At 68.9% G+C, this 21453-nt stretch carries 20 protein-coding genes; 8 read left to right on the top strand and 12 right to left on the bottom strand.

Translation table 11 applies throughout. The features are described from left to right. Positions 1 to 57: 57 nt before the first annotated feature. From WS87_RS22265 to pdxR, 8 genes are all read right to left on the bottom strand, one after another. Entirely contained in the window at positions 58 to 1536 is a 1479-nt protein-coding gene (locus WS87_RS22265) for an efflux transporter outer membrane subunit (protein WP_059819001.1), read from the bottom strand. A gap of 10 nt (positions 1537 to 1546) precedes the next feature. Further along, entirely contained in the window at positions 1547 to 2701 is a 1155-nt protein-coding gene (locus WS87_RS22270; RefSeq protein ID WP_059819002.1) for an ABC transporter permease, read from the bottom strand. Then, on the bottom strand, positions 2698 to 3669 hold the full coding sequence (locus WS87_RS22275) for an ABC transporter ATP-binding protein (RefSeq protein WP_059819003.1): 972 nt from the start codon (positions 3667 to 3669) through the stop codon (positions 2698 to 2700). The genes WS87_RS22270 and WS87_RS22275 overlap by 4 nt, the downstream gene beginning before the upstream one ends. Further along, positions 3666 to 4631: an HlyD family secretion protein gene (locus WS87_RS22280; RefSeq protein WP_107938193.1), complete on the bottom strand. Its 966-nt coding sequence runs from the start codon at positions 4629 to 4631 to the stop codon at positions 3666 to 3668. Before WS87_RS22280 ends, WS87_RS22275 begins: the two co-directional genes overlap by 4 nt. Next, positions 4628 to 5326, bottom strand: a complete 699-nt coding sequence (locus WS87_RS22285) for a TetR/AcrR family transcriptional regulator (RefSeq protein ID WP_059819004.1) — start codon at positions 5324 to 5326, stop codon at positions 4628 to 4630. The genes WS87_RS22280 and WS87_RS22285 overlap by 4 nt, the downstream gene beginning before the upstream one ends. 255 nt (positions 5327 to 5581) lie before the next feature. Beyond that, entirely contained in the window at positions 5582 to 6004 is a 423-nt protein-coding gene (locus WS87_RS22290; RefSeq protein ID WP_059819005.1) for a cupin domain-containing protein, read from the bottom strand. Positions 6005 to 6017: 13 nt separating this feature from the next. After that, positions 6018 to 6455 carry a carboxymuconolactone decarboxylase family protein gene (locus WS87_RS22295; protein ID WP_059819006.1) on the bottom strand — a complete coding sequence of 146 codons (438 nt, stop codon included), beginning with the start codon at positions 6453 to 6455 and terminating at the stop codon, positions 6018 to 6020. 95 nt (positions 6456 to 6550) lie between these two features. Then, the gene (gene pdxR, locus WS87_RS22300; protein ID WP_059819007.1) at positions 6551 to 8032 is read right to left on the bottom strand and encodes a MocR-like pyridoxine biosynthesis transcription factor PdxR; all 1482 of its coding nucleotides are present in this window, start codon (positions 8030 to 8032) and stop codon (positions 6551 to 6553) included. Positions 8033 to 8193: 161 nt separating this feature from the next. Here pdxR and WS87_RS22305 point away from each other — a divergent pair, with 161 nt between their 5' ends. After that, positions 8194 to 9111: a LysR family transcriptional regulator gene (locus WS87_RS22305; RefSeq protein ID WP_059819008.1), complete on the top strand. Its 918-nt coding sequence runs from the start codon at positions 8194 to 8196 to the stop codon at positions 9109 to 9111. 146 nt (positions 9112 to 9257) lie between these two features. Further along, positions 9258 to 10007, top strand: a complete 750-nt coding sequence (locus tag WS87_RS22310; RefSeq protein WP_059819009.1) for an SDR family oxidoreductase — start codon at positions 9258 to 9260, stop codon at positions 10005 to 10007. Positions 10008 to 10078: 71 nt separating this feature from the next. Here the strand turns inward: WS87_RS22310 and WS87_RS22315 are convergent, their stop codons facing one another. Both WS87_RS22315 and WS87_RS22320 read right to left on the bottom strand, forming a co-directional pair. After that, a complete protein-coding gene (locus WS87_RS22315) occupies positions 10079 to 11734 on the bottom strand; it encodes a glycoside hydrolase family 32 protein (protein WP_059819010.1) in 1656 nt (551 codons plus the stop codon). 166 nt (positions 11735 to 11900) lie between these two features. After that, a complete protein-coding gene (locus WS87_RS22320) occupies positions 11901 to 13487 on the bottom strand; it encodes a glycoside hydrolase family 68 protein (RefSeq protein WP_059819011.1) in 1587 nt (528 codons plus the stop codon). A gap of 168 nt (positions 13488 to 13655) precedes the next feature. On the opposite strand from WS87_RS22320, the gene WS87_RS22325 reads away from it, so the two are divergent. From WS87_RS22325 to WS87_RS22345, 5 genes are all read left to right on the top strand, one after another. Beyond that, positions 13656 to 14690 carry a substrate-binding domain-containing protein gene (locus WS87_RS22325; RefSeq protein ID WP_059819012.1) on the top strand — a complete coding sequence of 345 codons (1035 nt, stop codon included), beginning with the start codon at positions 13656 to 13658 and terminating at the stop codon, positions 14688 to 14690. Positions 14691 to 15103: 413 nt separating this feature from the next. Continuing rightward, positions 15104 to 15790 (top strand): type 1 glutamine amidotransferase domain-containing protein, encoded by a 687-nt coding sequence (locus tag WS87_RS22330; RefSeq protein ID WP_059819013.1) that lies wholly within the window; start codon positions 15104 to 15106, stop codon positions 15788 to 15790. A 144-nt stretch (positions 15791 to 15934) separates the two neighbouring features. Then, entirely contained in the window at positions 15935 to 17044 is a 1110-nt protein-coding gene (locus WS87_RS22335) for an NADH:flavin oxidoreductase/NADH oxidase (RefSeq protein ID WP_059819014.1), read from the top strand. Positions 17045 to 17205: 161 nt separating this feature from the next. Beyond that, a complete protein-coding gene (locus WS87_RS22340; protein ID WP_059819015.1) occupies positions 17206 to 18276 on the top strand; it encodes an AI-2E family transporter in 1071 nt (356 codons plus the stop codon). 223 nt (positions 18277 to 18499) lie between these two features. Then, the gene (locus WS87_RS22345; protein WP_059819652.1) at positions 18500 to 18874 is read left to right on the top strand and encodes a hypothetical protein; all 375 of its coding nucleotides are present in this window, start codon (positions 18500 to 18502) and stop codon (positions 18872 to 18874) included. A 39-nt stretch (positions 18875 to 18913) separates the two neighbouring features. Here the strand turns inward: WS87_RS22345 and WS87_RS22350 are convergent, their stop codons facing one another. Next, positions 18914 to 19708, bottom strand: coding sequence for an SDR family NAD(P)-dependent oxidoreductase (locus tag WS87_RS22350; protein ID WP_059690000.1), 795 nt, complete (start codon positions 19706 to 19708; stop codon positions 18914 to 18916). Between the two features lie 161 nt (positions 19709 to 19869). Here WS87_RS22350 and WS87_RS22355 point away from each other — a divergent pair, with 161 nt between their 5' ends. Next, positions 19870 to 20718, top strand: a complete 849-nt coding sequence (locus WS87_RS22355) for an AraC family transcriptional regulator (RefSeq protein WP_059819016.1) — start codon at positions 19870 to 19872, stop codon at positions 20716 to 20718. A 93-nt stretch (positions 20719 to 20811) separates the two neighbouring features. Here WS87_RS22355 and WS87_RS22360 read toward each other — a convergent pair whose 3' ends face one another. Further along, complete coding sequence (locus WS87_RS22360) at positions 20812 to 21417, bottom strand: LysE family translocator (protein ID WP_059819653.1); 606 nt, start codon at positions 21415 to 21417, stop codon at positions 20812 to 20814. Positions 21418 to 21453: the final 36 nt, after the last annotated feature.

A 21453-nucleotide genomic window follows, 5' to 3' on the forward strand; every position in this document is an offset into this window, starting at 1 on the left:
GGGTGCCGTCGTCGGCCGAGCAGTGTCCGACGACGTGTGCGCAAGCCGTCCCGATCGTCACCGGCTCGAATCGTCCGACCAGTTCCCCGCCAGCGACTGAAACAGCGCCGCCGTATCGGCAAGCCGGTCTGCCTGTGCACGTGTGCGATCGAGCGCGGTTTGCAGTGCCTGCCGCTGCGCGTCGAGCAGCGCGAACGTGCTGATCCCGCCTGCCGCGTAACGGTCGACGGCAATCGCGTTGCCTGCCGCCGCTTCCCGTGCAGCCGTGTCTCGTGCCTCCAGCTCCGCCGCATCGTGCTCGACCGCGCGCATCGCGTCGGCGACCTGCTGGAGCGCCAGCAGCACGGTTTCTCGATAGCTTGCGAACGCGGCGTCGTATGCGGCTTCGGCCGCGCGCTTTCTCGCGCGCAGTTCGCCACCGTGAAAGAGCGGCTGCGTCAGGCCGAGACCGACATTCCAGACATTGAGCCCGCTCACGATATCCGCGATGCGCGTGCGTTCCGAACCGATCCCCGCCGAAATCGAAAAACGCGGATACAGGTTCGCGGTCGCCACGCCGACGTTCGCGCTCGCCTGGTGCAGCACGGCCTCCGCCGCGCGGATGTCGGGTCGTTCGCGCGCAAGCGTCGACGGCAGCGCGACCGGCAGCGTGCGAGGCAGCGCGAGCGCATCGAGCGTGAGATCAGGCAGTGCGGCGTCGGACGGCGGCGCGCCCAGCAAGATCGCGAGCCGGTGGCCGGCCTGCGCGAAGCGGGCCGCGAGCGGCGGCAGCGAGGCCTGCGTCTGCGCGAGCAGCGTGCGCTGCGCATGCACGTCGGCCTGCGATACGCCGCCCGCCGCGAAGCGCGCTTCGACGATGCGCAACTGCCGCGCCTGCGCGTCGACGAGCTGGCGTGTGAGCGCGATCTGCTGCGCGAGCGACGCGCGCAGGATCGCGGTCGCGACGACGTTGCCCGCGAGCGTCAGGCGCGCGGCGTCGAGCGTGTATGCCTGATAGTCGATCTGGGCGCGCAGCGCTTCGAGCGCGCGCCGGTTGCCGCCGAACACGTCGAGGACGTACGACACGCTCACCGACGCGTCGTACAGCGTGAATGGCCCCGGATTCGGCACGTTGGCGGGCAGCCCGAACGCGGCGACGTCGACCTTCTGGCGTGTGGCGGACAGGTTCGCGTCGACGCGCGGCAGCATCGTCGCGCCGGATTGCGCCGCATGGTTCTGTCGCGCTTCGTCGAGCCGCGCGCGGGCCTCGGCGAGCGTCGGGCTGTTTTGCCACGCGGTATCGACGAGCCGGTTAAGCGGCGCCGAATCGAACCGCGTCCACCAGCGTTGCAGCGTGTGTGCGGCCGGCGCGAACGTCTGCGCGTCGCCGGCCACCGCCGTTGCCGCGGGCGCTTCGTCGCGTGTGTAACGCTGCGTGGACGGCGCGTCCGGCGTGCGGAAATCCGGCCCGACCGCGCATCCGGCGACGAGCAGCGCAACGGCCGCCAATGCGCTGCCGCGGGCGGTGTGGGAGGCGTGACGCGAAGCCGGTTTCATCGCGCGGCCCCTAGTCGAGCGTGCGCCGGTAGAAGCGCAGCGCGATGCCCATCACGACGAGCGTGAAGAGCGCGACCGGCCACACGGACGGCCACAGGTCGGCCCAGCCGTTGCCTTTGAGCAGGATGCCGCGCACGAGGCGGTTGAAGTAGGTGAGCGGCAGCAGGTTGCCGATGAATTGCGCCCACCGCGGCATCCCGGCGAACGGAAACATGAAGCCCGACAGCAGGATGTTCGGCAGGAAGTAGAACACCGCGAGCTGCATCGCCTGGAGCTGGTTCTGCGCGAGCGACGACAGCGTGATGCCGACCGTGAGGTTCGCCGCGATGAACAGCAGCGCGGACAGGTAGATCGCGAACACGCCGCCGACGAACGGCACGTCGAACACGTAGCGCGCGGCGGCGAGGATGATCGACACCTGGATCAGCCCGATGAACACGTACGGGACGATCTTGCCGGTCATCACCTCCAGCGGCCGCGCGGGCGTCGCCAGCAGATTCTCCATCGTGCCGCGCTCGCGTTCGCGCGTGATCGCGAGGCCCGTCATCATCACCATCGTCATCGTCAGGATCACGCCCATCAGCCCCGGCACGACGTTGTACTGCGTGATGCCTTCGGGGTTGTACAGGCGGTGCAGCACCACGTCGAACGCGGCCGGACGGCCGTTCAGGTGCGCGAGCGGGCCGGTCAGGTCCTTGTCGGCGACGGGTTGCACGAGGCCCGGTAGCGCGCCGATCGCCGACGCGGTCGCGACGGGATCGGTCGCGTCCGCCTCGACGAGGAGCGCCGGGCGCTCGCCGCGCAGCAGCCGCTTCGAGAAATCGGCCGGCACGCTCAGCACGAACTGCACGTCGCCACGGGCAAGCGCATGCCGGCCGGCCGATTCGTCGGGCAGCGTCGCGACGATGTCGAAGTACGCGGAATTGCGCATCGCGGCGATGAAGCTGCGCGCGAACGGGCTCGAGTCGGCGACGATCACCGCGGTCGGCAGATGCTTCGGGTCGGTGTTGATCGCGAAGCCGAACAGCGCGAGCTGGATGATCGGCACGCCGACGATCATCGCGAACGTCACGCGGTCGCGGCGCAGCTGCAGGAATTCCTTCAGCACGATGCTCCACCAGCGCGCGACCGAGAACGATTCGCGCAGGCCTGTCCACGCGTTCATGTCGCCGCTCCGCCAGGCGGCCCGGACGCGCGGCCCATCATGTAGATGAAGACGTCTTCGAGCCCGGTCTCGATCGGTGCGACCTGCAGCGGTGCGCGACCGTCCGTCTGCGCGTCGGCTTGCGATGCGATCTGCGCGAGCGTTGCATCGAGCAGCGCGCGATCGCGGCCGCTCACGTGCAGCGTCGAACCGAACACGACCGTCTGGTCGACGCCCGGCATCGTGCGCAGGCGCGCGGACAGTTCGGCCAGATGCCCGCCGGTGACCGAGCGTGTCGACAGGTGCTGCGACGCGACGATTTCCTCGGACGTGCCCTGCGCGAGCAGTTCGCCGGACGCGATGTACGCGAGCTTGTGGCAGCGTTCGGCTTCATCCATGTAGTGCGTGCTGACGAGCACCGAGATGCCTTGCGCGGCCAGCCGGTGCAGTTCTTCCCAGAAGTCGCGGCGCGCGGCCGGATCGACGCCGGCCGTCGGCTCGTCGAGCAGCAGCAGTTCCGGCTCGTGCAGCATGCACGCGGCGAGCGCGAGACGCTGCTTCCAGCCGCCCGACAGCGCGCCCGTGAGCTGGTCCGCGCGGCTCGCGAGGCCGAGCCCGTCGAGCGCGCGCGAGACGGCCGCCCGGCGATCGGGCATCCCGTACACGCGTGCGACGAAATCCAGGTTCTCGCGGATCGACAGGTCTTCCCAGTACGAGAAGCGCTGCGTCATGTAGCCGACACGCCGCTTGATCTGCGCGCTGTCGCGCACGATGTCGTAGCCGAGGCAGGTGCCGCTGCCCGAGTCGGGCGTGAGCAGGCCGCACATCATGCGGATCGACGTCGTCTTGCCGCTGCCGTTCGGCCCGAGAAAGCCGAAAATCTCGCCGCGCGCGACGCGCAGTGATACGTCCTTCACGACATGCTTGTCGCCGAAGCGCTTGTTCAGGCGGTCGACGTCGATCGCGTACGGAGCGGGCGGCGCGTTCATCGCATCCTCACGGCGACGGGCTGGCCCGGGTGCAGCTTCGGCGCGTCGGCGACGGCGGGGCGCGCTTCGACCATGAACACGAGCTTGGTCCGGCTCTCGTTGCTGTAGATCACGGGCGGCGTGTATTCGGCCTCGCGCGACACGTAGGTGACGTGCGCGGGGACGTCGGCGGGGCAGCCGTCGCAGCGGATCGCGACGGCGCGCCCCGGGGCGATCGATGCGAGGGCGGCTTCCGGCACGAAGAACCGCACCTTCAGGTTTTGCGGCGGCAGCATCTGCACGACCGGATTGCCGGCCTGCACCCATTCGCCGACGCGGTACAGCGTGTCGTACACACGCCCGGCGGCGGGCGCGGCGACGCGCTTCTGGTCGAGCTTCCATTGCGCTTCGGTGACGGCCGCCTGCGCGGCATCGACTTGCGCGGCCTGGGCGGCCACCTGCTGCGTGCGTCCGGGCAGGCGCGCGACGTCGACCTGGTTCTGCAACTCGCGCACCTGCGCGGCGGTGGTCTGCGCGGACGTGCGCGAATCGTCGAGCTGCTGCTTCGACAGACCGCCGGCCGCGTACTGGCGCTCGTCGCGCGCGCGTTGCGCGGCGGCACGCGCGGCCTGTGCGGTGGCCTGCGCGAGCTGGGCCCGCGTGACCGCGACTTCCGGCGGACGCTTGCCGGTCTGCAGGTCGGCGAGTTGCGCGCGTGCGGCCGCGAGCTGATGCTGCGCCTGCAGCAATGCGGCCGTTTCGTTGACGGCTTCGAGCGAGAACACCGACATGCCGGCCGCGACGGCCTGGCCGCGTTCGACCGACAACTGCGTCAGCGTGCCCGCTTGCGACGACGACAGGTACACGAATTCGCCTTCGACATAGCCTTGATAAGTTGCCACGTCGTTCGCCGGCCGTCCGCAGCCGGCGAGCAGCGCGACGGCTGCGGCCAGCGCGAGCGGCGGCGGGCGGGACACGTTCACGACGGCCTCCGGGGCGAATGTGCGCCGGCATCCGGCACGGCGGCGGGCGGCTGCAAGCCGGAATCGAGCAGCGCGCGGACGTGGCGATGCAGCACGTCGCGATCGACCGGCGGCAGGCCGCGCGCGCTTTGCCACAGCTTCGCGGTGGCGAGCGGCAGCATCACGAGCGCAATGATCGAATGGAACAGGAATGCGGGTTCGAGCGCGGGGTTCAGCGTGCCGGCCTGCTGCGCGGCGCGGATGCGCTCGGCAAAGCGGCCGACGTGCTCGAGCGGAATGCGCCGGATCATCCGCTCGCGCAGCAGGCCGCCTTCGTGGACGATCTCGCGCAGCCAGATCGACGGCAGCCAGGGCATGCGATGCGTGACGTCGAAGAACCGGTCGACGAGTTCGGCGACGAGCGCGAACGGATCGTTTTCGATCTGCGGGGCGGTCGGCCGCCACACGAACGCGATGACCTGCGCGAGCCGCTCCTCGACGATCGCGTCGAGCAGCTGCTCGCGATTCGTGAAGTAGTAATGGACCATCGCCGACGTGACGCCGGCGGCCGCGGCAATTTGCGCGACGGTCGTCGCCGCGATGCCGCGCTCGGCGAACAGCTGCATCGCGACGTCGAGCATGTGGTCGCGCAGGTCGAAGTCGTCCACCGACGGGCGGCGCCCGCGCGGCCTGGCGACGGTGGATCTCGCGTTCATGCAGACGACGCTAATTGACGGGTTAGTTAATTTCAAGGAAGGGTTTTCGCCCGCGTTGATCGAGATCAGGCGTACGTCGAACGGCGGTGCGGACGAGCGGGGTGGCGGCGTGACGACCGGGCGTATGCCAGTGGCGGAATGTAGGAAGCGGCTAATGGGGAAACCACGGGGAACCGGGGGAAGAAGCGCCCGAGGCCGGCGAGGAAGCCGTGCGTCGCGGGTGCGTGCCCGACACGGCACGCACCCCGAACGTCATCACTGATCGATCGGCGACTTCAGCGGCCGGTGCTCGCCCGTCAGCCCGAACACGACGAGTTGCGCGGGCTCGGTCGCGCTCGCATTGCGCGACACCTGGTGGCGCGAACCGGGCGGCTCGTACCAGCCTTCGCCGGCGCGATAGCGGCGCACCGGGCCGTCGTTCACCTGCGACAGCACTTCGCCTTTCGACACGACCGCGAACACCGAGCCGAGGTGTTTGTGTGCTTCGGATGCCTGACCAGGCGCATAGTCGACCGTCGCGACGACGGCGAGCTTGCCGGGCGCTTCGGGCACGGCCTGTTGCATGATCGCGTGCACGTTGTCGCCGGCGTCGTGCGCAATGGCGGCGGCCGGCAGCGCGACGACGAGCGCGAGCGGCGTGCACAGCATCGCGCGGCGGAGCGTGAAGCGGGAGCGCATGATCGTCGTCTCCTTACTCGGGCATCTTGCGGAATGCGATCGCGAAGCGGTTCCACGTGTTGATCGTCGCGATCAGCATCGACAGCTCGAACAGCTCCGTGTCGTTGAAGTGCGGCTTCACGGCTTCCCAGACGGCATCCGGCACGTGGTTGTCGGCGATCAGCGTCAGCGCCTCGGTCCATTCCAGCGCCGCGCGTTCACGCTCGGTGAAGAACGGCGTTTCGCGCCACGTGACGACGGTCGCGAGACGGCGATCAGTCTCGCCGCCCTTGCGCGCATCGGTGGTGTGCATGTCGACGCAGAACGCACAGCCGTTGATTTGCGACGCGCGCAGCCGGACCAGTTCGGCGAGCGGCTTCTCGATCGAGCTTTTCGCGATGAATTCCTCGGCGTTGCGCATCACCTTGATGGCATTCGGGCTGGCGGTATAGAAGTTCAGGCGCGGTTGCATGGCAGGTCCTTTTTCCGGTTGATGCGCACGGTGGCGCGACAGGACCCACTTTAAGCGTGGCACTGGCCTGCTTGAATGGCCAATTCCGGGAAAATTCAGGTAACCAGTGGCGCACCGCCGATGTTGCCCGAGTCCAGCAGCGCGGCCAGTTTCGCGAGCGCGGCGTCGATGCGCAGCGCGTCGATCCCGCCATATCCGAACAGCAGTCCCGCGCGCGCCGCCGAGCCGACGTGGAACGCCGAGATTCCGTACAGGCCGATGTCGTGCTCGCGGGCGGCGCGGACCAGCGCGGCTTCGTCGAGCCCCGGTTTCAGGTGCGCGGCGAGGTGGATGCCGGCGGTCGGCACGATCGGGTCGAACCACGGCGCGAGGTTGCCGCGCAAATGCGCGAGCAGCATCTTGCGGCGCGCGTCGTAATGCTTCTGCACGCGCCGCAGATGCCGCGCGAAATCGCCTTCGTGCATGAAGCGCGCGAGCGCCGCCTGCGTGAGCGTGCAGGTATGCCAGTCGACGATCTGCTTCGCCTTGGCGAGCGCGCCGCGCAGCGCGCGCGGCGGAATCGCGTAGCCGATCCGCAGTTCGGGAAAGATCGTCTTCGAGAACGTGCCGACGTACGCGACGAGGCCCGTGCGGTCGAGGCTCTTCAGCGACTCCACCGGCCGGCCTTCGAAGCGGAATTCGCCGTCGTAATCGTCCTCGATGATCACCGCGCGGCGTCGCTGCGCCCATTCGAGCAGCGCGACGCGCCGGTCCAGCGTCATCGGCATTCCGAGCGGGAACTGGTGCGACGGCGTCACGTAGACGAGGCGCGCGTCGTCGGGCAGCCGGTCGATGATGAGGCCGTGCGCATCGACCGGCACGCCGATCACCGTCGCGCCGAGCGACGCGAACGCCGCGCGCGCCGGCGGATAGCCGGGATTCTCGACCGCGACGACATCGCCCGGCCGTACGACCACGCGCGCGATCAGGTCGAGCGCCTGTTGCGCGCCTTGCGTGACGAGCACGTCGTCCCAGCCGCACGCGACCGCGCGGCTGAACGCGACGTAGCGCGCGATCGCGCCGCGCAACTGCGGATCGCCGGCCGGATCGTGGTACTGGCCGGGGCCGCGCGCCTGCTGGCGCAACGCGTGATGCAGGCAGCGGCGCCACGCGTCGAACGGGAACAGCGTCTTGTCGGTCACGCCGCCGCGGAAGTCGAACGCGGGCGTGTCCTGCGGCGCGGGCATCGCGAGCGCGTCGGGCAGTTCGTCCCACAGCGCGCGTGCGTCGACGGCATGGACGGGCCGTGTGGCCTCGACGAGCGATGGCGTCGAGTCCGCCGCGTGCGGCACCCGCGCGAGGCCGTCGGCGACGAACGTGCCGTCGCCCGCGCGCGTGTTCAGGAAGCCCTCGGCGACGAGACGCTCGAACGCGTCGAGCGTCGTCTTGCGCGACACGCCGAGCTGCCTGGCGAGGTCGCGCGTCGACGGCAGCCGGGCGCCGCCTTCGAGCCGCCCGTCGACGATCGCGGTGCGCAGTTGCCGAAAGATTTGCCCGGTGAGGTCGTGACGGCCTTCGATGCGGATCGCGATGTCCATCGCAGTGGTTACCTCGAATAGGGTAATTTGATGCCGATGAGCATACCGGAAGTTCGTGGGCGGCCCGGCATCCGCCGAACGTAGCCGCACGGCGCCATTCGATTGGACCGCCGCCCGCCGGTGCCTTACGATCCATCACAATCCCCGATCGGAGTGCCCTCATGCTGTCCGAAGACGAACTCGCGCTGCTCGATGCGATCCGCGCCACCGGCAGCCTGTCGCGGGCGGCTGCGCGGCTCGGCAAGGCGCCGTCGACCATCTCGCACGCGGCGCGGCAGCTCGAAACGCGCTTCGACGCGCTGCTGTTCGACCGGCGCGGCTACCGGCTGCAGCTCACGCCGGCCGGCCAGTTGCTGACCGACGAGGCGTCACGCCTCGCGCTGGACGTCGCGCGGCTCACGCAGCGCGTACGGCAGGTCGCGAGCGGCTGGGAGGACCGGCTGTGGATCGTCAGCGACGAGGTGCTGGAGTTCGATACGCTGCTGCCGGTCGTCCGCGCATTCGATGGGCTCGATTCGGGCGTGTCGCTGCGCTTCACGCACGAAGTGCTCGGCGGCACCTGGGAAGCGCTGCGCGACGGCCGCGCGGATCTGGTCGTCGGCGCGACCAACGAGCCGCCGGCGATTCCGGGTTTCAAATGGTTCGAGCTCGGCGCGATGGAATGGGTGTTCGCCATATCGCCGCGCCATCCGCTCGCCGCGGCAAGCGAGCGGCTGACCCGCGACGCGATCTGCGCGCATCGCGCGGTCGTCGTCGCCGATTCGTCGCGGCGGGCCGTCGGCCGCGCGTACGGGCTGCTCGGCGGGCAGGCGGCGCTCGCGGTGCCGTCGATGCGCGCCAAGATCCTCGCGCAGCGCGACGGGCTCGGCGTCGGCTGGGTGCCGCGCCGGCGGGTTGCATCGCTGCTCGCGCGCGGCGAGCTCGTCGAGAAGGAAACGGCCGATCCGCGCGAGCCGAACGTGCTGTACGTCGCCTGGCGCGGCGACCGCGACGGCCGCGCGCTGCAATGGTGGCTGGAGCAACTGCGCGAACCGCGGCTCGCGCAGCGCCTGCTCGACGGGATCGACATGTTGGGCTGAGCGCGTCAGCCGTGCAACGCACGGACAGGTCCCGACAAACACGTTCGAAGATTTCGAACATGTCCGCCGCGCCGATCGTACGGCAAGGGCGGGCGCCGCGCGCATCCTGTGTTCACGGTCAACTCACCGGTTCACAGGAGAACATCATGCAACGCTTCGAAGGAAAAACGGTCCTCGTCACGGGCGGCAACAGCGGCATCGGCCTGGCGGCCGCACGGGCATTCGCGGCCGAAGGCGCGCGGGTCATCATCACCGGTCGCGACGAGCAGACGCTCGCCGCCGCACGCGCGTCGCTCGGCGACGGCGCGCTCGCGATCCGCAACGAGGCCGGCAGCGTCGCGTCGGCGCGGGCGCTGGCGGATGCGATCGCGGCCTCCGGCGCGCGGCTCGACGCCGTGTTCGTCAACGCGGGCGTCGCGAAACTCGCGCCGTTCGCGGATATCGACGAAGCGTTGTGGGATCTCGTGTTCGACACGAATGTGAAGGGCGCGTATTTCCAGATCCAGTCGCTCGTGCCGCTGCTGAACCGCGGCGCGTCGATCGTGATCAACGGCTCGATCAACGCGCATATCGGGATGCCGGGCTCGTCCTTGTACGCGGCGAGCAAGGCGGCCGTCAATTCGTTCGCGAAGACGTTGTCGACGGAGCTGCTGCCGCACGGCGTGCGGGTGAACGTGGTGAGCCCCGGCCCGGTCCAGACGCCGCTGTACGGCAAGCTCGGGCTCGACGCGGCGACGCTCGACGAGACGGCCGAGAAGATCAAGGGGCTCGTCCCGATCGGCCGGTTCGGCACGCCGGACGAAATCGCGTCGACGGTGCTGCATCTGAGCGCGCCGGAATCCGCGTTCATCGTCGGCGCGGAAATCATCGCGTCGGGCGGGATGGGCTTGCTTTGAGCGGATGACCGGCGGGGCCGCACGACCCGACGCGACGTCGGGCGGCGCAGCCCCGCCGGGCGATCGCATCGCTAGCGCAATGTGCAGGTGTCGCGAACCTCGTCGGCCCGATCGCGTCCGTGGAGCTGCGTCACCGTCAGCCCCGAGAACGTCGCGCTGCCGTGCTCGGCGAACACGGCGACGCGGTCCGCATCGAGCGGCGGAAAGATCAGATCCGTCAGCGCGACGCGGCCGCCGTTCGCGAACACCTCGACCGACCCGCGATCGACGACGATTTCGAGCCGCAGTTGCCCATGATCGAGCGGCAGATCGACGATGTGCTCGCGGCTGAACGTGCCCGCGAAATCCGTCGAGCCGGCGCGCGAGCGGTCGAGCGTCAGCGTGCGCTTCGCCGTGTCGTACACGATCCGGGTGCCGATCGAGCCATCCGCCGATCCTCGCACGATCAAACCCGCGCGGGCCGCATGCCGCGGCGCGATCGTCACCGTGATGCGCTGGACGACACCGCGCGTCGCGTCCGACAGCGCGCGGGTCGCGGACTCGACATTCAGGTTGCCTTCGTGCACGGCGGGCCGCCCGTCGGCCCACGCATCGAACGCGGTGGCCGGCGTCACGACGAGCGTCGGTTCGCCGTCGATCGTCTTCAGCGCGAACTCGCGCGGCAGCGTCGTCGCGCCGCGCCAGGGCGCCGTCGGCACTTTCGCCGCGTAATCCCAGTTGCTCATCCATGCGATCGCGACAGGCCGCGCGCCCGGTGCGCCGGAGAACGTGCCGGCGGCGTAAAAATCGGCGCCGTGATCGACCCAGCGGAATCGCGCGGGATCGGAACCGGCCGGCGCGACATGGTCGGGCGTGAACGTGCGACCGTCGAAGTCGCCGACGAAATACATCGCGCCGGAGCCGCCGGCGATCGACCACGGGTTGACGTTGACGATCATCACCCACTTGATGTGTCGCGGATCGTCGTCGACGGGCAGCGGCACGAGGTCGGGCATTTCCCACAGCACGCCCGCATGCGGCACGTCCGGCAGCGTGAAGTCGCTCAGGAACGACCAGTGAATCAGGTCGTCGGATCGATAAAGCTTCACGACCTGCGCGTCCGCGACGACGGTCGTCATCAGCCAGTAGCCTCCCGGCGCGTACCACGACACTTTCGGGTCACGGAACTGCTTCGACTCGGGATCGAGCGTGAGCACGGGGTTGTGCGCGTAGGGCCGCCAGGTTGCGCCGTGGTCGAGGCTGTACGCGAGCGATTGCGCCTGCGTGCCCGGTGCGTGACCCGAGCCGTCCTTGTAGACGCTCGTGTAAAGCGCAACCAGCGGCGTTTCGCCCGGCGCGCCGAGGCCGGACGTGTTGTGCGTGTCGGCGACGATCGAGCCGGAGAAGATTTCCTCCGTCGCGTTCGCGCGCATCGCGACCGGCTGTTCGCGCCAGTGGACGAGGTCGGTGCTGGTCGCATGGCCCCACGACATGTTGCCCCAGTCGTGGCCGAGCGGGTTGTACTGATAGAACAGGTGATAGAGGCCGTTCTCGTAGACAAGGCCGTTCGGATCGTTCATCCAGTTGCGTTGCGGCGTGTAGTGCACGGCCGGCCGCCATTGCGGCGTGCCGTGCTCGAGCGGTGCGTCGCAGGGCGCAGCGGCGGCGTGCGTGCAGGCCGCGCTTGCCGCACACGCGAGCAGCAGCCGGGTAATCAGGAGGGGAAAGCGAAGAAACGTCGATCTCATGCGGGGTTCCGTGCTTCGACGCGCGAAGCGGGAAAGGACGCGCATGCCGCTTGCGAAGACAGCATGCGCGATTCTGCGAAGGAGGGAAGCGGCACACACGCGACACGCGCGATGTGCGCCGCCTCGACGCCGGCGGGCGATGCCCGCTGCGTCCGTAGCGGACCCGTTACGGACGGGTGCCGGGGCCGCCGTTGTGGTCGGCGCCCGTCGCCGGCAGGTTTGCCGGGATGTCGCCGTAACCGCCGAGGCCGCTACGTCCATACGCGCGGTCGACGGCCGTCGACGTGCCGTTGATGTTCACCTTCACCGTCGGCGCGAGCGTGCCGCCGCGACGCGGGCCGATCGCATCGATGAACGACTCGACGAGCCCGCCCGGCATCACGTAGTGCGAATACGACTGGAATTCGCGCGGGTTCTGGTTCGGGTCCTGCGAATACGGCGCGCCGGCCGGTGCGGAGAAGTCGGTCGGGTTGCCGAGCACGAGGCCGCTGCCGCCGTTCAGCGGCAGGAAGTCGCTGCGGATGCCGTTGCCGACGAAGCCGTAGACGCCGTCCGGCCCGTCGACGCCCGCGGCCATCGTCGTGCGGTGGCTGATCGTGAACAGGTAGTACTTGCCGTCCTTCAGATAGATCTGCGGGCGCTCGGTCTGGTCGTCGACGCAGTTCGCCGACAGGATCGGCGGCAGGAACTTCCATTCGGTCAGTTGCGGGTTCGTCGCGACCGCCAGGCCGACGTTGGCCTTTTGATACACTGCGCCCGAGTTCATGACGGCGTTGAGGTCTTCCCGGTGCGGATCGTTCGGCGCATAGCCGAGGTCGGCCTCGGTGCAGGTCCGGGCGCCGCGCTGGCCGCCGGTGTTGCCTTCGAACACCATGTAGGTCTTGCCCGGATGCGCGGGGTCGGTGAACACGAACGGATCGCGGAACGAGAAATAGGTGTTCTGCTGGCCGCTCTGGTAGTAGTTGCCGTCCGGTTGCAGCAGCGCCTTGTGATCGTCGAAGCCGCTGAACCACACGTGCTTGTCGTCGGCATGGATGTGGCCGTCGGTGCGCGTGATGATCGCCTGCGGCGGCGTGATGTCGGCGCCGCCGGGGGCCGAGCGGTTGAACGAGGTCGCGGTGTAGTACAGGCTGACGTTGTCACCTTGCGTGAGGCGTGCGGAGCCCGACCATTCGGCGTTGTTGGTCATCGGCGACGTGCCGAACACCTTGGCGCTCGCGCCGTCCGGGAACAGGTGGCCGCCCCAGGTCCAGCCGCCGTTCGCGGGACGCTGCGACGCGGGAATCCCGGCACGGCGATAGAAGAAGCCGATGCGCGCATGGACGTGACGATCGTCGAACGTGTAGCCGGCGTGCGGATCGGCCGTGAGCGAGAAGATCACTTCCCAGCCCTTGTAGCTGAGCTGATTCGCGCGCAGGTCGGCCAGCGGCCAGGTATCCCAGACCCACACGTTCGAGTTGATCAGCGGGAAATCCTGCGGGATGTCCGGCATCGTCAGCGACTGCGGCAGCGAGTTCTTGTCCGCGCCGGCCGTGTGCGACTGCGCGACGATCTGGCGGATGTCCGCGCGGGTCCAGCGCATCGTGAAGTTGCCTTCGGGATCGTAGGCCTGCTGCGTATGAGGCGTGGGCGCGGGGGCGCCGGTGCTTTGCGCGTGCGCGACGGATGACGCGGACGCGAAGGCGGCCAGTGCCGCGCCAGCGAACAGCAAACGTTTGGCCGCGGTCGCGCGGCAAAAAGGAAAGTAAGTCATGTCGGCGTTGTTTCCGTTGACGGTGAAAAGGAACTGCTGAGGTGGCGTTGATATCCAAACCGGTTTGGATGCTATTTCAAACCGGTTTGGACGTCAAAAGATAAATATTTGACGGTAATAACTACCATTCGGAAATAATTGCCGCCGCACGCGGATTGAACGAATGGCATGCACAACGCGAGGAGCGACGTGAAGGTGAATCTGAAGGCGCTGTCGGATGCGCTCGGACTGTCGCGCACGACGGTCAGTCGGGCGCTGAACGGCTACGACGATGTGAGCGAGGCGACCCGCGAACGCGTGATGAAGGCTGCGCGCGAACTCGGTTATGTCGCGGATCCGACCGCACGGCGGCTGGCGACGGGGCGTGCCGATGCGATCGGCATCGTGTATCCGTTCGGAGCCGGCGATCTGGGCGACCCGCGCTTCGGTGAGGTCGTTGCGGGCATCACCGAGCGGCTTGGCGAGCGCAATCTCGACTTCATCATCGCGGCCGCACGGCCGAACGCCGAACTCGACTCGTATCGCCGGCTCGTCGACGGCCGGCTCGTCGATGGGCTGATCGTCGCGCGCACGCTGGTCGACGACCCGCGCCTCGCGTACCTGCGCTCGAATGCGTTTCCGTATGTCGCGTATGGCCGTACGCAAGCCGCCGAGCCTTACGCCTGGTTCGATTTCGACAACGAAGCGGGCGCGCGCGATGCGGTGCGGCGTCTGATCGGCTTCGGTCATCGGCGGATCGCGATGATCAGCGCGCCGCTGTCGCTGAATTTCGCGATGCAGCGCCGCGCCGGCTATCTCGCGGCGCTGCGCGAGGCCGGCATCGAACCCGATCCGGCGCTGCTCGTCGAGTGTCCGTTTACGCGCGACGGCGGCCAGCAGGGCGCGCAGGCGCTGCTCGCACAGGCCGAGCGGCCGACTGCGCTGCTCGTCGACAACAACATTTCGGGGGGCGGCGCGTTTCGGGCGCTGGTGGACAGCGGCTTGCGGCTCGGGCGGGACATTTCGCTCATCGTCTATGACGGGGTGCCGCCGGAGGTCGCGTATCCGCATCGGGTAACGGCCGTGGTGCAGCCGACCGGGCATGCGACCGGACGTGCGCTGGCGGACCTGATGCTGGGCCTGCTCGCCGACGGCGTGCGCGGCCATCGGCTCGAGATGCCGATCATCGAGGCAGGCGATACGGACGGGCCGGTGCACGGCTAGCCGTTTCGGCGGCGCGCCCCCGTGGGGCGCGATCGGCAACGCACGTTGCGGGGCGCGCTCCGGTGCAAAAGCCATGACGGCGGCAGGGCTGAATGTCAGGTTTCTAGACGACCGGTCTAATTCGGGGCTATCATCCAGCCTCATGAATGCGACGTCATTCCTTCCAACGGACGCGAAGATGCCATATCGCGCTGCGATGCTGGTGGTGCAGGAGATGCCGTCGTTTTTTTCGAGCTGATTCTAGACGACTGGTCTAATAGACTTGAACAATATTTTTGGCGCGGAGCCGGCACGTTGACGCGTGCCGGCGGCCTAACCGGCAGGCGCGCCGTCGTCGCCGGCACGCGGCGTGCGTCGCGTGGGCTGCCGCCGCGACGCGGCCCCGTTCCCCCATTTCGAAGGAGTGTCTGATCATGAAGATTCTGGTTGTCCTGACCTCACACGACACGCTCGGCGACACCGGCAAGAAGACCGGCTTCTGGCTCGAGGAACTGGCCGCGCCGTACTACGCGTTCACGGATGCGGGTATCGAGCTGACGCTCGCATCGCCGAAGGGCGGCCAGCCGCCGCTCGACCCGAAAAGCAGCGATCCGGCCGCGCAGACCGACGCCACGCGCCGCTTCGGCGCCGATCCGGCGGCCAAGGCCGCGCTCGCGGCCACGCGCAAGCTGGCCGACGTGTCGGTCGACGATTACGACGCGGTGTTCTATCCGGGCGGGCACGGCCCGCTGTGGGATCTCGCCGAGGACCTGCACTCGATCGGCCTGATCGAGCGTGCGCTGGCGGCGGGCAAGCCGGTCGCGGCCGTGTGCCACGCGCCGGGCGTGCTGCGCCACGTGAAGGATCCGAAGACCGGCGAATCGGTCGTGCGCGGCAAGCGTGCGACGGGCTTCACCAACAGCGAGGAAGCGGCCGTCGAGTTGACGGAAGTGGTGCCGTTCCTCGTCGAGGACATGCTGAAGACCAACGGCGCGCAGTTCGAGCGCAGCGCCGACTGGGCGCCGCATGTCGTCACCGACGGGTTGCTGATCACGGGGCAGAACCCCGCGTCGTCGGAACGCGCTGCCGAGGCGCTGCTCGCGAAGCTCGGCCGTCAGTAAGCCCGCGCGGTGCCGGCATGACCGGCACCTGGCCGTTTCCGTCGTCGGGCGCATCCGGCCCGGCGACGGCCCGAACCGTTCCGTCGTGCGCACCGCACGGCGGCTCATCCAGTCGTTTCGTAGAACCAAGCAAAGGAGTGGTGGATGTCTGCCCTGTTCGAACCGTTCAAACTGAAGGATGTCACGCTGCGCAACCGCATCGCGGTGCCGCCGATGTGCCAGTACGTCGCCGAAGACGGCGTCGTCAACGACTGGCATCACGTGCATCTGGCCGGCATCGCGCGCGGCGGCGCGGGCCTCGTGATCGCGGAGGCGACGGCCGTGTCGCCGGAAGGCCGCATCACGCCGGGCTGCGCCGGGTTGTGGACCGATGCGCAGGCCGAGGCGTTCGCGCCGTCGGTCGCGGCGATCAAGGCGGCCGGCGCGGTGCCGGGCATCCAGATCGCGCATGCGGGCCGCAAGGCGAGCGCGAACCGTCCGTGGGAAGGCGACGACCACATCGCCGACGGCGATCCGCGTGGCTGGCAGACCATCGCTCCGTCGGCCGTGCCGTTCGGCGCGCATTTGCCGAAGATGCCGCGCGCGATGACGCACGACGACATCGCACGCGTGCAGGCCGACTTCGTCGCGTCGGCGAAGCGTGCCCGCGACCTCGGCTTCGAATGGCTCGAACTGCACTTCGCGCACGGCTATCTCGGCCAGAGCTTCTTCTCCGTGCATTCGAACCGGCGCGACGACGAATACGGCGGTTCCGCCGAAAACCGCGGCCGTTTCCTCGTCGACACGCTGAAGGCCGTCCGCCAGGTCTGGCCGGAGCATCTGCCACTGACCGCGCGTCTCGGCGTGATCGAATACGACGGCCGCGATGAGGAAACGCTCGCCGAATCCATCGCGCTCGCGCAGCGGATGAAGCAGGAAGGCCTCGACATGCTGAGCGTGTCGGTCGGCTTCTCGACGCCCGACGCGCGCATTCCGTGGGGCCCGGCGTTCCTCGCGCCGATCGCGGAACGCGTGCGTCGCGAGGCCGGCCTGCCGGTGTCGTCCGCATGGGGGATCGACACGCCGCAACTGGCCGAGCGCGTCGTCGCCGAACAGCAGCTCGACCTCGTGATGGTCGGCCGCGCGCATCTGGCCGATCCGCACTGGCCGTACTACGCGGCCAAGCAGCTCGGCGTCGAGCGTCCGTCGTGGACGCTGCCTGCGCCGTACGCGCACTGGCTCGAACGCTATCGTGTCGCCGACAAGGTGGCCTGAGCGCGCGTCGCACCGCGCGGCGGGCGCGACGTTCGCGCCATGCATTTGACAATGCTTGGCATCGCGTCCGCGTGCCGTGGCGGTATCGATGGATAGAATGGCGGTTCGCACCGGCCCTCGGCCCGCGCGAACCGCCATTTTTTCATTTCGACAGAGGTGCCATGCGCGCACATGTCTCGCCTTCCCAGGAATCCGCCGCGCGGCCGCGTGCCCAGCAGATCGCCCGCGCCGTGCTGTATGCGGCGCTGCTGGTGCTCGCGCTGTGGGTGATCCGCGATTTTCTTCCCGCCATCGCGTGGGCCTGCGTGATCGCGATCGCGTTGTGGCCGTTGCTGAAACGCTTCGAATCGGACAGCTGGTTTCGCGACCGGCCAACCCTGATCGCGACCGCGATCACCGCGGGCGTGTCGCTGCTGGTCGTGCTGCCGGTCGCCATCGCGCTGGGCCAGGCGATCTCGCAGGCGCATGACCTGCGCATCTGGCTGCACTCGATCCAGGACAACGGCATTCCGCTGCCGGACGTCGTCGGCCGGTTGCCGTACGGTGCCGCGCAGGTCACCGAGTGGTGGCAGGCCAATCTCGGTCATCCGCTGCACGCGGGCACCGCGATGCATGGCGCGAGCGGCGAGAAGTTCATCGCGTTCGGCCGGCAGTTCGGCACGAAGCTCGCGCATGCGCTGTTCGAGTTCGGCTTCATGCTGGTCACGCTGTTCGTGATCATGCGGGCCGGCCACAAGTTGTCGGGCGCGTTGCTGCAGGGCGCGCGGAGTGCGTTCGGCCGCGGCGGCGCGCACCTGATCGAACGGATGGTCGCGGCCGTGTACGGCACGGTGACGGGGCTGGTCGTCGTCGGGCTGGGCGAGGGCGCCATTCTCGGCGTCGCGTATGCGCTCGCGGGGGTCCCGCACGCGGCGCTGCTCGGCCTTGTCACGGCCGTCGCCGCGATGCTGCCGTTCTGCGCGCCGATCGTGTTCTGCGGCGCGGCGCTCTGGCTGTTCGTGCAGGGTGCGACCGCGTGGGCCGTCGTGGTGCTGGCGGTCGGCTTCGTGGTCGTGTTCGTCGCCGAGCATTTCGTGCGGCCGGTGTTGATCGGCAGCTCGACCCGCCTGCCATTCCTGCTCGTGCTGTTCGGCATCCTCGGCGGCGCCGAGACGTTCGGCCTGATCGGACTGTTCGTCGGCCCGGCGCTGATGACGGTGCTGACGATGCTGTGGGCCGAGTGGGTCGCCTGACGGCGAGGCTCGTTGCGCCGATCCGGGCCATCGGCGCAACGGCATTGACGCGTGAGCGAGCCCGCGCGGCGCCTTCATGGTTCGCGACGATCGGGCGCGAGCCGGGCCGCGCCGAGCGCGGCGTCGGACACAAGTCTCTACATTTCTTTTCGATCCGGACCCAAAGGTCTAGTAGCATGGGGCTTTCGATCACGCCGGCATGGCGCGGCAGATTCTTCCAAGCATGCGATTGATTCCGATGTACCGTCCTGCAGCGACGCTGTCGCTGGCCGCCAGCTGCCTGATGCTGCACGGTTGCGCGTGGTTCGACTCGTGGCTGCCGTTCTCGTATTCGCGCACGCCGCTGGCGCGGGCCGCGTCGCGGCACGGCGCGACGCGCGCCGACGTTGTACGCGCGGGCGGCAACCCGCGCAGCGTGTGGATGGTCCGTAACGGAAGCGGCGTCTGCTACAACTACTTCATCGAGCACGGCAACGATCACCGGGCGTACTTCGTCGTGTTCGACAAGGCCGGTGCCGTCACGCAATACGGCTTCGATACCTGCATGGACGCCGACCGCAAGGGCACGCTTCAGTCCGACAAGGCGGCTTCGCGATAGCGCGGCCGCCATGCGCCGCGCACGCGTGTCACGCAGTCGTCACGCGATCGTGTCGACCACGCCGCCGTCGACGCGCAACGCCGCGCCGGTAGTCGCCGAGGCCTGCGGCGAGCAGACATACACGACCAGATTCGCGACTTCCTCCGTCGTTGCCGGCCGCTGGATGATCGAGCTCGCGCGCTCGCTGCGCACGAAATCCACCGCGACGTCGTCGATGCTGCGGCCCGTCGCATCGGCCGTTTCCTTCAGCAGCGCGCGCACGCCCTCCGACATCGTCGGCCCCGGCAGCACCGAATTGACGGTCACGTTGGTTCCGGCCGCGAGTTTCGCGAGGCCGCGCGCGATCGCGAGCTGCGCGGTTTTCGTGAACCCGTAGTGAATCATGTCGACCGGGATGTTCAGACCCGATTCCGACGAAATGAACACGACGCGGCCCGTGTTGCGCGCGAGCATCCCCTTCAGGTAGTGCCGCGCGAGACGCACGCCGGACATCACGTTCATCTGGAAGTAATGGGCCCATTCGTCGTCGTCGATGTCGAAGAACGCCTTCAGCCCGTAGATGCCCGCATTGTTCACGAGGATGTCGGCCTCCGGCGTGTGCTGCGTGACACGCGCGACGCCGGCGGCGTCGGACAGGTCGGCGGCGACGCCGTCGACGTCCGCGCCCGGTACCGCGCTGCGCAGCTGCGCGAGCGCGGCATCGACCGACTTGTCGCTGCGTCCGTTGACGACGACACGTGCGCCCGCCTGCGCGAGCCCTTCGGCGATCGCCAGCCCGATGCCGGCGGTGGAAGCGGTGACGACTGCGGTTTTGCCTGTCAGATCGATGTGCATGAATGTACCGGTTGGAAGAGGGAAACGGAACCCGCCGCACCTGCCGTGGCGGCCGAAATCAAAGCTTAGGCGATCCGGCCGCGAAGCGTCGGTTCGCGGTTGCATCGCGCCGCGCAGTCTTGTACGGTGTGCGTTCGCCATCCGATCCGGGAGCCCGTCGCGTGAGCCGTTCCGCCACCCCCCTCGCCGTGCCGTCGCCGTTCTGGCGCGACGCCGCGCTGCCGTTCATCGAGGCGCGCACCGTCGACGACGGTCGGACGATCTGCTACGCGAAGCACACGCACGACACGTTTTCGCTCGGCGCGATCGTCGGCGGCACGAGCACTTACCTGAACGGCGCGACGAAGGAACACGTCGGGCGCGGCGTGCTCGTGATCATCGATCCGGAGCAGGTGCATGCGTGCAATCCGTATGGCCCCGACGCGTGGGCGTACCGGATGGTCTATGTCGACGTGCCTTGGCTCGCGCGGCTGCAGCATGCGCTCGGACGCGACCCGAACAGCGATTTTCACGGCTTTTCGCCGAAGTTGACGGAGCGGCGCGACCTGTTCGCGCAGTTCGGCGGCTTTTACCGCACGCTCGTGGCACCCGGCGTCGATCCGCTCGGCAAGGAAAGCGCGGCGGTCGAATTCTTCACGCGGCTGCACGGCGCGCTCGATCGCGAGATGCCCGTCGACACGCGGCGCGGGACCGACAACGCGAAGCTCGCCCGCGCGGCCGACTACATCGCCGCGCATTGCCGTCAGGCCGTCACGCTCGATGCGATCTGCGCGGCCGCCGACCTGTCGCCGTCCTACCTGATCCGCGCGTTCAACGCCCGCTACGGGATGACGCCGCATGCGTTCCTGGTCGACCGTCGCGTGCAGTACGGCCGCACGGAACTGCGCCGCGGCCGGCCGATCGCCGAGGTCGCGCTCGATGCGGGCTTTGCGGACCAGGCGCATTTCCAGCGCGCGTTCCGACGCATCGCGGCCGCCACGCCGGGCCAATATCGAAGCGCCGCGAACTGAGCGGGGAAGGGCCGGCCCATGCCGGCGCCGCTGCGGGCGGGCGACGGCTCGCACCGCCGCCGCCCGCAGCAACACCCGTTCGAAGCGACGACGCTAGACGTCGAGCAGATAAAGCGCGCTGCCCGCGAGCAGCAGCGCCATCGCGCGGTTGAACAGCCGCATCCGCCGCGCGTTCGCGAGCCAGTGCCGCAGCGACGCACCTGCATACCCCCAGCACGAGATCGACGCGAAGCAGATCACCAGATACAGCGCCGCGAATTGCCACACCTGCGCGCGACCGCCATCGGCCGCATACGCGCCCATCGCGGCCACGCATGCAAGCCAAGCTTTCGGGTTCAGCCATTGCATCGCCGCGCCGGCCGCCGCCGACGGGCCGGCGACGTTTGGCGCGTCCGGATCGGCCGGATCGGTCGACAGCCGGCCGTCGTCGAGCGCCAGCCGCAGCGCGAGGTAAAGCAGGAACGCGATCCCCGACCATTGGGTGGCCGTGGTGAGCATCGGCCAGCGGGCGAGCGCCGCGTGCAGCCCGAGGCCGATCAGCAGAAACAGCGCGACGAAGCCGAGCGTCGCGCCGGCCGCATAGCGCAGGCTCGCGCCGAGACCGTGGCGCGCGCCCGCACCGAGCGCGACGATATTGACGGGACCGGGCGTAATCGACGATGCCAGCGCGAACGCGGCCATCGAAACCAGCATGCTCATCATGTGTCTCCATGCGAATGTGAAAGTCGCATCGAG

Source organism: Burkholderia sp. MSMB0856 (assembly GCF_001524645.2).
Lineage (GTDB): Bacteria > Pseudomonadota > Gammaproteobacteria > Burkholderiales > Burkholderiaceae > Burkholderia > Burkholderia diffusa.

Excerpts from the sequence above, each read along its gene's own strand:
- WS87_RS22330 (WP_059819013.1), top strand. The coding sequence starts at position 15,104 with ATGAAGATTCTGGTTGTCCTGACCTCACACGACACGCTCGGCGACACC.
- WS87_RS22315 (WP_059819010.1), bottom strand. The coding sequence starts at position 11,734 with ATGAGATCGACGTTTCTTCGCTTTCCCCTCCTGATTACCCGGCTGCTG.
- WS87_RS22270 (WP_059819002.1), bottom strand. The coding sequence starts at position 2,701 with ATGAACGCGTGGACAGGCCTGCGCGAATCGTTCTCGGTCGCGCGCTGG.
- WS87_RS22285 (WP_059819004.1), bottom strand. The coding sequence starts at position 5,326 with ATGAACGCGAGATCCACCGTCGCCAGGCCGCGCGGGCGCCGCCCGTCG.
- WS87_RS22335 (WP_059819014.1), top strand. The coding sequence starts at position 15,935 with ATGTCTGCCCTGTTCGAACCGTTCAAACTGAAGGATGTCACGCTGCGC.
- WS87_RS22340 (WP_059819015.1), top strand. The coding sequence starts at position 17,206 with ATGCGCGCACATGTCTCGCCTTCCCAGGAATCCGCCGCGCGGCCGCGT.
- pdxR (WP_059819007.1), bottom strand. The coding sequence starts at position 8,032 with ATGGACATCGCGATCCGCATCGAAGGCCGTCACGACCTCACCGGGCAA.
- WS87_RS22265 (WP_059819001.1), bottom strand. The coding sequence starts at position 1,536 with ATGAAACCGGCTTCGCGTCACGCCTCCCACACCGCCCGCGGCAGCGCA.
- WS87_RS22320 (WP_059819011.1), bottom strand. The coding sequence starts at position 13,487 with ATGACTTACTTTCCTTTTTGCCGCGCGACCGCGGCCAAACGTTTGCTG.
- WS87_RS22305 (WP_059819008.1), top strand. The coding sequence starts at position 8,194 with ATGCTGTCCGAAGACGAACTCGCGCTGCTCGATGCGATCCGCGCCACC.
- WS87_RS22350 (WP_059690000.1), bottom strand. The coding sequence starts at position 19,708 with ATGCACATCGATCTGACAGGCAAAACCGCAGTCGTCACCGCTTCCACC.
- WS87_RS22325 (WP_059819012.1), top strand. The coding sequence starts at position 13,656 with ATGCACAACGCGAGGAGCGACGTGAAGGTGAATCTGAAGGCGCTGTCG.
- WS87_RS22345 (WP_059819652.1), top strand. The coding sequence starts at position 18,500 with ATGCGATTGATTCCGATGTACCGTCCTGCAGCGACGCTGTCGCTGGCC.
- WS87_RS22295 (WP_059819006.1), bottom strand. The coding sequence starts at position 6,455 with ATGCAACCGCGCCTGAACTTCTATACCGCCAGCCCGAATGCCATCAAG.
- WS87_RS22360 (WP_059819653.1), bottom strand. The coding sequence starts at position 21,417 with ATGAGCATGCTGGTTTCGATGGCCGCGTTCGCGCTGGCATCGTCGATT.
- WS87_RS22290 (WP_059819005.1), bottom strand. The coding sequence starts at position 6,004 with ATGCGCTCCCGCTTCACGCTCCGCCGCGCGATGCTGTGCACGCCGCTC.
- WS87_RS22275 (WP_059819003.1), bottom strand. The coding sequence starts at position 3,669 with ATGAACGCGCCGCCCGCTCCGTACGCGATCGACGTCGACCGCCTGAAC.
- WS87_RS22310 (WP_059819009.1), top strand. The coding sequence starts at position 9,258 with ATGCAACGCTTCGAAGGAAAAACGGTCCTCGTCACGGGCGGCAACAGC.